General features: G+C 69.3%; 9 protein-coding genes and 2 tRNA genes. 6 read left to right on the top strand and 5 right to left on the bottom strand.

Translation table 11 applies throughout. From position 1 onward, the window contains the following. The 3 genes from NJ376_RS04665 to NJ376_RS04655 all read right to left on the bottom strand — a co-directional run. Nucleotides 1-285: Bug family tripartite tricarboxylate transporter substrate binding protein (locus tag NJ376_RS04665; RefSeq protein WP_252952066.1), on the bottom strand; the 285-nt coding region annotated here is incomplete at its 3' end. Between the two features lie 150 nt (nt 286-435). Beyond that, complete coding sequence (locus NJ376_RS04660) at nt 436-840, bottom strand: VOC family protein (protein WP_252952065.1); 405 nt, start codon at nt 838-840, stop codon at nt 436-438. 19 nt (nt 841-859) lie between these two features. After that, nucleotides 860-2053, bottom strand: a complete 1194-nt coding sequence (locus NJ376_RS04655) for an acyl-CoA dehydrogenase family protein (protein WP_252952064.1) — start codon at nt 2051-2053, stop codon at nt 860-862. A gap of 145 nt (nt 2054-2198) precedes the next feature. Here NJ376_RS04655 and NJ376_RS04650 point away from each other — a divergent pair, with 145 nt between their 5' ends. Beyond that, nucleotides 2199-2852 (top strand): TetR/AcrR family transcriptional regulator, encoded by a 654-nt coding sequence (locus NJ376_RS04650; RefSeq protein WP_252952063.1) that lies wholly within the window; start codon nt 2199-2201, stop codon nt 2850-2852. Nucleotides 2853-3018: 166 nt separating this feature from the next. On the opposite strand, the gene NJ376_RS04645 is transcribed toward NJ376_RS04650, so the two are convergent. Together NJ376_RS04645 and NJ376_RS04640 are read right to left on the bottom strand one after the other, a co-directional pair. Then, nucleotides 3019-3444, bottom strand: a complete 426-nt coding sequence (locus NJ376_RS04645) for a BLUF domain-containing protein (RefSeq protein ID WP_252952062.1) — start codon at nt 3442-3444, stop codon at nt 3019-3021. Next, complete coding sequence (locus tag NJ376_RS04640) at nt 3441-4328, bottom strand: alpha/beta fold hydrolase (RefSeq protein ID WP_252952061.1); 888 nt, start codon at nt 4326-4328, stop codon at nt 3441-3443. The genes NJ376_RS04645 and NJ376_RS04640 overlap by 4 nt, the downstream gene beginning before the upstream one ends. Nucleotides 4329-4382: 54 nt before the next feature. Here NJ376_RS04640 and NJ376_RS04635 point away from each other — a divergent pair, with 54 nt between their 5' ends. From NJ376_RS04635 to NJ376_RS04615, 5 genes are all read left to right on the top strand, one after another. Beyond that, the gene (locus NJ376_RS04635) at nt 4383-4868 is read left to right on the top strand and encodes a DUF192 domain-containing protein (protein ID WP_252952060.1); all 486 of its coding nucleotides are present in this window, start codon (nt 4383-4385) and stop codon (nt 4866-4868) included. Between the two features lie 84 nt (nt 4869-4952). After that, a tRNA-Pro gene (locus NJ376_RS04630) sits at nt 4953-5026 on the top strand. Nucleotides 5027-5045: 19 nt separating this feature from the next. Beyond that, on the top strand, nt 5046-5366 hold the full coding sequence (locus NJ376_RS04625; RefSeq protein WP_252952059.1) for an ETC complex I subunit: 321 nt from the start codon (nt 5046-5048) through the stop codon (nt 5364-5366). A gap of 68 nt (nt 5367-5434) precedes the next feature. Continuing rightward, nucleotides 5435-5511: transfer RNA gene (locus tag NJ376_RS04620), tRNA-Arg, on the top strand. Between the two features lie 494 nt (nt 5512-6005). Further along, the coding region (locus NJ376_RS04615; RefSeq protein ID WP_370287889.1) for a carbohydrate-binding domain-containing protein at nt 6006-10169 on the top strand (4164 nt) is incomplete at its 3' end.

Genomic DNA, 10169 nt, shown 5'->3' with positions numbered 1-10169 from the left:
GTAGCCATCCGCCGCGGCGCGCGCGACGTAGCCGATGCCGATATTGCCGCCGGCGCCGGGACGGGTCTCGATGACCACCGGCTTGCCGAGAATTTCGCGCAGCCCGGGCCCAACGATCCGGGCGGAGAGACCGGTGGAGCCGCCCGGCGGGAAGCAGACCACGATGGTGATGGGCCGGTCCGGATAGGTGGCAGCCGGATCGCCCTGGGCGTGCAGGGCAGGGGCGGCAAGGCTGGTGGCGGCAGCGGCGAGCAGGCCACGCCGCGGAAGGCTTAGGTTATGCAATTTGTCCTCCAGGCCGCCCGGTCTTCCCGGGCCGGGCGGCATCGTCAGGGGGCAGAGCGTTCGGCAGCCGGGCGGCGGCCGCGTCCAGTATGCTCGGGCAGGCGTAAAGAAACGCCGGACCGCCTCCGCGCGGGCGGTCCGGGCGACGCCTCAGGCCTCGGCGGGGGTCTCGCTCGGCGGATAGTTCAGCTCCACCGCGACGCCATCCGGGTCGTAGATGAAGAGCTGGGTCTGCCGGTCGCGCGGGATGACCCGCTCCTCATGCTGGATGCCGCGCGCCTTCAGCCGCGCCTTCATCTCGGCAAGGCCGGTGCAGGTGAAGGCGATGTGGTCCAGCAACCCGGTCGGCCCCGCCTCCCGCGACAAATGCGCGTCGCGCTCCCGCGGGCCGATCAGGTGGACGGTCGGGTTGTCCCCGACATAAAGCCAGTAGCCAGGGAAGCCGAGGGGCGGGCGGTAGCCCACCTGCAGCCCCAGCACATCAACGTAGAACTCCTTGGTCCGCTCCAGATCGGCCGGGCGGATGGTGTAGTGGTTCAGGCCTTCGAGGGGCATGGTCGGTGCTCCGTGGAGGTCAGAAGAAGCGGCCGGAGGGGCTCATCCCGAGGAAGAACTGGCCGCACATCTCGAGATGCGCCGTGCGCCCCTGCACCTGCTGCCCGGAGGCGTGGATGTCGCGCATCCGGCGCTCGAAGGGGCTGTTGTCGAAGATCGCGGTGGCGCCGGCCTCGTGGTAGCACCACTCCGCCACCTCCTTGGCGCGGTGGATGGCAGAGGTGGTGGCCAGCCGCACCAGGGCGCGCTCCTGCAAGGTGATGTGGCCGCGCGCCTCGGCCACGGCATGCGCCTCCTCCAGCACCTCCACCAGCCAGGCGCCGGCGCTGCGCAGCTTCGCCTCGCATTGCGCGATGCCGTTCTGGATCACCTCGCTGTCCCGCAGCGGGCGGGACATGGAGGCCGGGGTCTTGCCCTTCGCCATGGCGGTGAAGGCATCCAGCATGCCGCGGGCGATGCCCATGGAGACGCCGGCGAAGCCGGAGGCGTAGAGGTTGGTGGTGGTGAATTTGTACAGCGGCGCATCCACCCGGCGCTCGGCATCGATGTCCCGGGTGACGCTGAACTCCTCCGGCACGAAGACGTCCTCGATGGTGTAGGTGTCGCTGTTGGTGCCGCAGAGGCCGACGACGTTCCACTCATCGTGCCAGCGCGGCACGTCGCGCGGCACCATCATGGTGCGCTCGAAGACCTTGCCCTCGGCGTCGAGCCGGGTGGAGCCGTCCGGCTCCTCGATCCGGCAATGGCCGCCGACCCAGGTGGAATGGCGGTTGCCGCTGGCGAAGCGCCAGGTGCCCGTCACCCGGTAGCCGCCGGGCACCACCTTGGCCACGCCCTGGCCATAGCCCCAGGAGACGACGGCACGCGGGTCGCCCCAGATCGCCCGCGCCGCCTCCGGCGCCATGTAGGCGGCGGCGAAGGAGCAGCCGGAGGCTTGGCAGAGGCACCAGCCAGTGGAGCCGTCCGCGGCGGCGATCGCCTCCTCCATGCGGAAGAAGGTGGCGGGCTTCACCTGCTCGCCGTTATAGGCGCGGGGCAGGAGGGTGCGGAACAGGGCAGCGCCGTGCAGCGCGTCCAGCACCTCCGGCGTCAGGCTCTTGGTCTGTTCGATCCGCTGGCCGGCGGCTTCGATGGTCGGGGCGATGGCGCGGGCGCGGGCCACCGGGTCGGTCCGGCGCTGGGGAAACTCGGCGAGGTCGAGAGCGGCGCTCATGGGCGTCGGGGCCTCCCAGGACGGATCGGTTGGAGATTGGTCGATTGACCAAATCCTCCGCTCCGGCCCGGCCGATGTCAAGCGCGACCGTGCCAAACCTCGGCCCGGGAGCTATATGCCGCCGCAGGAGGCCGAACCCGACACCATGACCGTAACCGAAACGCCGCCGGAGGCGGCCCCTTCCCCCAGCGTGCGGGAGCGGATCCTGGACGTCGCCCAGGCGCTGTTCGCCGAACAGGGCTATGCCGCCACCTCCACCCGAGCCATCGCCCAGGCGGCCGGGGTGAACCTGGCGCAGCTCCATTACCATTACGGCGCGAAGCGGGAGCTGTTCCACGCCGCCTATCTGCGCGGCGCCAGCCAAGTGACGGAGGCCCGGACCCGGACGCTGGCGGCGCTGAAGGCCCGGCATGGCGCGGGGCCCATTCCGCTCGAGGAGCTGGTGGAGAGCTTCGTCACCCCCTTCATGCTGAATGGCGAGACGCCGGAAGGCCGCGCCACCATGCGCATGCATGCCCGGCTGCACACCGAGCCGGAAGATATCGGCAAGGAGCTGCTGAGCACCGTCTATGACGAGACCACGCTGGCCTATCTGGCGGAGTTCCAGCGGGTGCTGCCGCATGTGCCGCATGAGACGCTGTGCTGGCGGCTGTACTTCATGATGGGTGCCTATCGCTACACCCTGCTGCGCACCGGCCGGCTGGAGATGATGTCCGGCGGCGCCTGCGACAGCGGCGATTTCCGCCGGGCAGTGGCGGAGATCGTGCCCTTCCTCTGCGCCGGGCTGCGGGCCGGCTGATCCCCGGTTCGGGACGTCCTGACGTTCCGAGCCGGGTATCGCGCGCAAGGTGGCGTGGCGGCGGCGTGCCGGACCGAAGGACGTACCGGCCGCGCGCCCGCGGACCGATATCGGTCGGCCTTTCGCGCGGCCGGCATGAAAGGCGGCGGCGGGCAGGGGAGGGGGTTCAGCCCTCCCAGGGCTGGCGCAGCCGCGGCGATTCGGCCAGGCGGTCGAAGAGCTGGCGATAGGCGGCGGCGCCGGCCTGGCGCGCCGCGCCCTGCCGTATTTCGGCCGGCCCCCACATCCACGCATGCGGCGGGTCGTCCCGCAGGCTGCTCTGCGGGAAGAGCCGGCGGAGCGCATCCCCCACCCAGACCAGCTCCACATCGCTGTGGCGGCGATCCGCCAGGATGCGGCCGAAGCAGGCGGTGACCGTGGCGCGGCTGCCCTCCAGCATCTGCAGGTAGATGTCGGCGCGGCAGACCAGCGCCCCGGTCAGCCCCGCCGCCCGGTTGCGGCGATGGGCGGCGTCGAGAATTGCCCGCAGCGTCGCCGCCTCGAAGCCGAGGGGGCGGGAGACGAAGATCAGCTGGGTCAGCGGCCGCATCATCCGGCCGGCAGGTCCAGCACGGCGCGGGCGAAGGCATCCGGCGCCTCCTGCGGGACATTGTGGCCGGTGCGCGGCACCAGACGGCGCTCATAGGGGCCGGTGAAGAAGCGGTGGTGCCCGGCGGAGTTCTCCGGCGGGCCGACGCCATCATCCTCGCCATGCAGGTTGATGCTGGGCACCGCGATAGGGGGCCGCCGGGCGAGCGCCGCCTCCATCGCCGCCAGCGCCGGGTCGCCCGGCGCATAGCCGTAGCGGTGGCGGTAGGACTGGATGACCACGGGCACGAAATCCGGGGTGTCGAAGGCGCTGGCGCTGGCCGCGAAGGTGGCGTCGTCGAATGACCAAGTCGGCGACCACAGGCGCCAGAGCAGCCGAGCGATGCCGCGCCGGTCCGCCGCCAGCCCGGCTTCGCCGCGCGGGGTGTGGAAATAGTATTGGTACCAGAGGCGGTGCTCCGCCTCCGCCGGCGCCGGGCGGGCGGCGCCGGCGATGTCCTGGATGTTGTAGCCCGTGCAGGTGACCAGCGCGGCGGCGCGCGCCGGATGCAGCGCCGCGACGATGCAGGCGGCCCGCCCGCCCCAATCATAGCCGCCGAGCACGGCGCGTTCGATCCTCAGCGCATCCAGGAAGTCCAGCAGATCCTGCCCCAGCGCCGCCTGCTGGCCGGAACGCGGGGTGGCCGGGGAGAGGAAGCGCGTCGGCCCGTAGCCGCGGAGATAGGGCACCAGGCAACGCCGCCCCGCTGCCGCCAGCCGCGCCACCACGGCGTCATAGCCGCGCGGCGCGTAGGGGAAGCCGTGCAGCAGGACGACCGGCGGCCCCTCGGCGGGGCCGGTCTCCTCATAGGCGATCTCGAGCGTCGGGGTCGGAATCGTCCTGATCATGGTCCGATCATGGCGGCGGTTGGAAGGCGCTGCCAGGGGTGGCATGGTGCGGCCATGCGCCGAAGCTTCCTCGCGGGCCTCGCGGCCCTGCCGCTGGCCCGCCACGCCCTGGTCCGCCCTGCCCTGGCCCAGACCGGGCCGCAGGCCAAGCTGCCGCAGGAGCCCCTGGCGATCGTCACCCGCGACGGCACGCGGCACGAATTCCGGGTGGAGATGGCGCTGACGCCGGACCAGCAGATGGTGGGGCTGATGTTCCGCCCGAGCGTCGCACCGGATGAGGGCATGCTGTTCGACTGGGGTACGCCGCGCGAGAGCAGCATGTGGATGCGCAACACCATCACCTCGCTGGACATGCTGTTCATCAATGCCGATGGCACGATCCGCCGCATCGCGGAGCGGACCGTGCCCTATTCCCTGGCGCCGATCGACAGCCGCGGCCCGGTGCGGGCGACGCTGGAACTGGCGGCGGGTACGGCGGAGCGGCTGGGGCTGCGGGTGGGCGACAGGGTGGAGCAGCGGATCTTCGCCCCGGCGCGGTAGCCGGCGGCCGCGGCCCCCCCTGGCCAAGGATTCGGCCCGCCGGGTGGTTCCACCGGCGGCCCTTGCAGGCTAGTTTCGCCGCGACGGGGTGTGGCGCAGCCTGGTAGCGCGCCTGTTTTGGGTACAGGAGGCCGTGGGTTCGAATCCCGCCGCCCCGAGATCGTTTTGGGAGTCCGCATGGCTGGTCCGTCGCAGAAAGCCCGCATCTATGTGCCGCCGCGCTCGGCGATGCAGTCGGGCAAGGGACGCACCCATGGCTGGGTGCTGGAGTTCGCCCCCGGGGAGAAGCAGCGTCTGGACCCGCTGATGGGCTGGTCCGGCTCCGGCGACACGCTCGGCCAGGTGCGGCTGCATTTCCCGACGCGGGAGGAGGCGGTGGCCTATGCCGAGTCGAAGGGCCTGACCTATGAGGTGGAGGAGCCCAAGCCCGTCCGCATCAAGGCCAAGGTCTATGCCGATAATTTCCGCTTCGGCCGGGCCGAGAACTGGACCCATTGATGCTGCCCCTGCCAGGGGATGGCAGGGATCGGCGCCGCGGGCGCACCGCCCCGGCGCCTGCACGCGACGCGCCCGTAGCTCAGCTGGATAGAGCACGCGCCTTCTAAGCGTGGGGCCGCAGGTTCAAGTCCTGCCGGGCGCGCCAATGCCGCGGCGCCGCCGCCCTTCGCGGCCGGCAGCGCCGCGGCCTCGCCACCGGGCTGTGGCCGTGCAGGCACAGGTCGTGGCGATCTTTCGTGACCTGGCGCACAGGCCAGCGATGCCGCCAGCGTGATCCGCCGCCCCTCCCGCTTCCGCGAGCCCAAGCCAGGCAGCGCTGCCGTCGGCCCGGGAAAGGCCCGTAGAGGGCCGATCTTGATGGCGCGCCCCGCCTCCGCGACGGGGAGCGTGTTCCCGGCACAGCTGCGCCGCCGGATCCGAGGGCCCGCTTGCGACCAAGCTGCCGATCTTGACGGTAGATATTGCTGAATATTGTTCCTTTACAAGTTGATTTCCTCGCATTTTAGTAAATAGAACGTTTGTATAATAAACAAAAGTTGGGTTGTTGCATGGCGTACGACGGAAACAATCCCCGTCCGTGACGGTGGCAATAACGGCTTGCCGCCATTGCATTAACTCTCGAGTTGGTGGGGGCGGTCAGTGGCACAGAACGGTAATGTTTTCCTGGGGGATACTGAACTCAGGGTGGACGAAGCCAGCGGCACGGCAAGCATCCGGATTGTCCGGACCGGCTCGCTGGAGAATGAGGTGAAGATCACCTACGGCGTCAGCGGGGATACGGCGACGGCCGGGCAGGACTTCACCGGCGGCTTCGGCACCATCACCATGCCCTCCGGCGTCGCCGAGGTGACGGTGAATGTGCCGATCCTCAACGACAACCTCGCCGAGGCGACCGAGACCTTCGTCGTCTCCATCGTCGATGTCGAGGGCGGGACGATCTGGGCGCCGCGCACCGCCCGCATCTCGATCCTCGATGACGAGAACCCGGCGCCGCCGCCGGCGCAGGAGCCGCCGCTCGTTTCCAACTACACGGTGGAGCGGCAGATCGTCGTCAACGGCCTCGACCAGCCGATCAACATCGAGCCGGCCCCCTTCGACTCGACCAAGGCCTATGTCGCGGAGAAGGGCGGGGTCATCAAGCTGGTCGATTTCGACACCGGCGCGAGCAGCACGGTGCTCGACCTCAGCGCCCAGGTGAACTCCTACCAGGATCGCGGGCTGCTCGACATCGCCCTGCATCCGGACCTGGCGAACAACCCCTATCTCTATGCCTTCTACGTGGTGGATCCGCCGGATACCGCGGGCAAGACCGGCGGCGCGGCACCGGATGGCGGCGGCAACCGCTACAGCCAGGTGGTGCGTTTCACGCTCGATGCCAGCACCGGCTATTCCAGCGTGGTGCCGGGCAGCGGCACCGTGCTGGTGGGCGGCGCCGGCACCTCGCTGAACGACATCTCCGGCCAGGGCAGGGACGACTACACCAACCCCGCCTTCTCCGGCCGCGTCTCCTCCGAGCGCTACCTGCCGGCCGGCAATGACGACTGGGTCATCAACGGGCTCAAGCAGGACTACATCAAGGTGGACAGCGCCTCCCATGCCGGAGGCAGTCTCGCCTTCGGCCCGGACGGCGCCCTCTACATCTCGACCGGTGACGGCACCTCCTTCGACTATGCCGACCCGCGCACGCCGGACGTGCAGTCGATCGACAGCCTCGCCGGCAAGATCCTCCGCGTTGACCCGATGACCGGCGACGGGCTGCCGGACAACCCCTTCGTCAGCGACGGCATGTCGCTCGACAGCAATGCGGCCAAGGTCTACCAGCTCGGCCTGCGCAATCCCTTCTCCATCAGCTTCGATGGCGAAGGCCGGCTGTTCATGACCAATACCGGCTGGAACAGCTATGAGATGGTCTATATGGGCGGCCCCGGCGCCAATTTCGGCTGGCCCTATTACGAGGGCGGGGATGGCGGCACGCTGGACCGCGCGCCCGACTACCAGAATTTCCCTGGCGCCGCCCAATTCTATGCCGGCGTGGAAAACGGCAGCATTCTGGTGACGCCGGCCTTCCGCGCCTTCTCCCACGACAGCAGCGATCCCGGCTTCCAGGTCCAGGCCATCACCGGTGGCCAGGTCATCTACACCGGCGACAAATATCCGGCGGAGCTGCAGAACGACTACTTCTTCTTCGATTTCGCCGGCGGCGAGGTCTACACCCTCGACACCAATGACCGCACCAAGGTGGGGTTGCTGGCGCTGACCAACGGCGAATGGGTGCCGATCAACTACGTCCAGATGCCGGATGGCTACGTTTATTACGCCGATATCGCCTATGGCCAGATTGGGCGGCTGCTGATCGGCCCGGCCGGCGGTGGCGGCAATCCGGGCGGCGGCACCGGGGGTACCACCACCATCGGCAGCGGCACCGCCTCGCTGGTGCTGAAGATCAGCCAGGATGCCTGGAGCGGCAATGCGCAGTACACCATCAAGGTGGATGGCGTGCAGATCGGCGGCATCCTCACCGCCGCGGCCCTGCATGGCAGCGGCGCCAGCGACACCATCACCGTCCTGGGCAATTGGGCGACCGGGCCGCACAATTTCACCGTCACCTTCCTCAATGACGGTTATGGCGGCACCGCCGGCACCGACCGCAACCTCTATATCGACGGGGCGACCTACAACGGCGCGGCCGTCTCCCTCGCCGGCGCGGATACTGAGCTGAAGTGGAACCGCGGCGAGACCGTCGCCTTCACGGATACCGGCGGCACTGGCGGCGGCAATCCGGGCGGCGGCACCGGGGGTACCACCACCATCGGCAGCGGCACCGACTCGCTGGTACTGAAGATCAGTCAGGATGCCTGGAACGGCAGCGCGCAATACAGGATCAGCGTGGATGGCGTGCAGATCGGCGGCATCCTCACCGCCACTGCACTGCATGGCAGCGGCGCCAGCGATACCATCACGGTGCTCGGCAACTGGGCGACGGGGGCGCACAACTTCACCGTCACCTTCCTCAATGACGATTATGGCGGCACCGCCGGCACCGACCGCAACCTCTATATCGACGGGGCGACCTACAACGGCGCGGCCGTCTCCCTCGCCGGCGCGGATACTGAGCTGAAGTGGAACCGCGGCGAGACCGTCGCCTTCACGGATACCGGCGGCACTGGCGGCGGCAATCCGGGCGGCGGCACCGGGGGTACCACCACCATCGGCAGCGGCACCGACTCGCTGGTGCTGAAGATCAGCCAGGATGCCTGGAGCGGCAACGCGCAGTACACGATCAGCGTGGATGGCGTGCAGATCGGCGGCATCCTCACCGCCACTGCACTGCATGGCAGCGGCGCCAGCGACACCGTCACCGTCCTGGGCAACTGGGCGGCCGGCGCGCATAACGTCTCGATCACCTTCCTCAACGACGACTATGGCGGCGTGGCCGGCACCGACCGCAACCTCTATATCGACGGGGCGACCTACAACGGCGCGGCCGTCTCCCTCGCCGGCGCGGATCCTGACCTGATGTGGAACCGCACGGAGACGATCGGCTTCACCGATACCGGCGGCACGGGCGGCGGCGGCAATCCGGGCGGCGGCACCGGGGGCACCACCACCATCGGCAGCGGCACCGACTCGCTGGTACTGAAGATCAGTCAGGATGCCTGGAACGGCAGCGCGCAATACAGGATCAGCGTGGATGGCGTGCAGATCGGCGGCATCCTCACCGCCACTGCACTGCATGGCAGCGGCGCCAGCGATACCATCACGGTGCTCGGCAACTGGGCGACGGGGGCGCACAACTTCACCGTCACCTTCCTCAATGACGATTATGGCGGCACCGCCGGCACCGACCGCAACCTCTATATCGACGGGGCGACCTACAACGGCGCGGCCGTCTCCCTCGCCGGCGCGGATACTGAGCTGAAGTGGAACCGCGGCGAGACCGTCGCCTTCACGGATACCGGCGGCACTGGCGGCGGCAATCCGGGCGGCGGCACCGGGGGTACCACCACCATCGGCAGCGGCACCGACTCGCTGGTGCTGAAGATCAGCCAGGATGCCTGGAGCGGCAACGCGCAGTACACGATCAGCGTGGATGGCGTGCAGATCGGCGGCATCCTCACCGCCACTGCACTGCATGGCAGCGGCGCCAGCGACACCGTCACCGTCCTGGGCAACTGGGCGGCCGGCGCGCATAACGTCTCGATCACCTTCCTCAACGACGACTATGGCGGCGTGGCCGGCACCGACCGCAACCTCTATATCGACGGGGCGCCCTACAACGGCGCGGCCGTCTCCCTCGCCGGCGCGGATCCTGACCTGATGTGGTACCGCACGGAGACGATCGGCTTCACCGATACCGGCGGCACGGGCGGCGGCGGCAATCCGGGCGGCGGCACCGGGGGTACCACCACCATCGGCAGCGGCACCGACTCGCTGGTACTGAAGATCAGTCAGGATGCCTGGAACGGCAGCGCGCAATACAGGATCAGCGTGGATGGCGTGCAGATCGGCGGCATCCTCACCGCCACTGCACTGCATGGCAGCGGCGCCAGCGATACCATCACGGTGCTCGGCAACTGGGCGACGGGGGCGCACAACTTCACCGTCACCTTCCTCAATGACGACTATGGCGGCACCGCCGGCACCGACCGCAACCTCTATATCGACGGGGCGACCTACAACGGCACCGCCCTCTCCCTTGCTGGTGCCGACACCGAGCTGAGGTGGAATCGCGGCGAGACCGTCGCCTTCACCGATACCGGTGGCACGGGCGGCGGCGGCAATCCGGGCGGCGGCACCGGGACG

The organism is Siccirubricoccus soli (genome assembly GCF_024178315.1).
Taxonomy (GTDB): domain Bacteria; phylum Pseudomonadota; class Alphaproteobacteria; order Acetobacterales; family Acetobacteraceae; genus Siccirubricoccus; species Siccirubricoccus soli.
The sequence above is the reverse complement of the archived record's forward strand: the minus strand, read 5'-3'. Positions and strand labels throughout refer to the sequence as shown.

Coding starts and splice junctions, on each gene's coding strand:
- NJ376_RS04660 (WP_252952065.1), bottom strand. CDS start 840: ATGCCCCTCGAAGGCCTGAACCACTACACCATCCGCCCGGCCGATCTG.
- NJ376_RS04655 (WP_252952064.1), bottom strand. CDS start 2,053: ATGAGCGCCGCTCTCGACCTCGCCGAGTTTCCCCAGCGCCGGACCGAC.
- NJ376_RS04650 (WP_252952063.1), top strand. CDS start 2,199: ATGACCGTAACCGAAACGCCGCCGGAGGCGGCCCCTTCCCCCAGCGTG.
- NJ376_RS04645 (WP_252952062.1), bottom strand. CDS start 3,444: ATGATGCGGCCGCTGACCCAGCTGATCTTCGTCTCCCGCCCCCTCGGC.
- NJ376_RS04640 (WP_252952061.1), bottom strand. CDS start 4,328: ATGATCAGGACGATTCCGACCCCGACGCTCGAGATCGCCTATGAGGAG.
- NJ376_RS04635 (WP_252952060.1), top strand. CDS start 4,383: ATGCGCCGAAGCTTCCTCGCGGGCCTCGCGGCCCTGCCGCTGGCCCGC.
- NJ376_RS04625 (WP_252952059.1), top strand. CDS start 5,046: ATGGCTGGTCCGTCGCAGAAAGCCCGCATCTATGTGCCGCCGCGCTCG.